The organism is Streptomyces tibetensis (assembly GCF_007655005.1).
GTDB classification, from domain to species: Bacteria; Actinomycetota; Actinomycetes; order Streptomycetales; family Streptomycetaceae; genus Streptomyces; species Streptomyces tibetensis.
In genome coordinates this window covers 1-637 of sequence record NZ_SZVW01000064.1, presented here as the reverse complement: position 1 = coordinate 637, position 637 = coordinate 1, and the positions used below count along the sequence as shown (strand labels likewise).

1 protein-coding gene is annotated in these 637 nt (G+C 72.5%); it reads right to left on the bottom strand.

Going from position 1 to position 637, the window contains the following annotated elements; genetic code table 11:
• On the bottom strand, positions 1-637 hold a 637-nt coding region (locus FDO69_RS40930; RefSeq protein WP_138430333.1), incomplete at both ends, for a polyketide synthase.

Below are 637 nucleotides of genomic sequence, written 5' to 3'. Positions count from 1 at the left end.
CTGGGCGTGCAGGGCGGTGGGGGTGTGAGCGGACAACGGCCAGGCGATGACGGGCGGTGGTGCTTGAGTCGGCGTGGGTGTTTCCTCGGACGCCGGTGGTTCTTCGAGCACGGCGTGGGCGTTGGTGCCGCTGACGCCGAAGGCGGAGACGCCGGCGCGGCGTGGCCGGCCGGGGTCGGCGGGCCAGGACCGGGCGTCGGTCAGGAGCTGAAGGGAACCGGCCTCCCAGTCGACCTTGCTGCTGGGCGCATCCACATGCTCTTCGAGCACGGCGTGGGCGTTGGTGCCGCTGACGCCGAAGGCGGAGACGCCGGCGCGGCGTGGCCGGCCGGGGTCGGCGGGCCAGGACCGGGCGTCGGTCAGGAGCTGAAGGGAACCGGCCTCCCAGTCGACCTTGCTGCTGGGCGCATCCACATGCAGGGTGCGGGGCAGGGTGTCGTGCCGCAGTGCCTGGATCATTTTGATGATTCCGGCGATGCCGGCGGCGGCCTGGGTGTGGCCGATGTTGGATTTCAGCGATCCGAGCCACAGCGGTGTCCGGCGCCCCGGGTGTCCGTAGGTGGCCAGCAGGGCGCCGGCCTCGATGGGGTCGCCGAGGGGCGTGCCGGTGCCGTGCGCTTCGACGGCGTCGATGTCG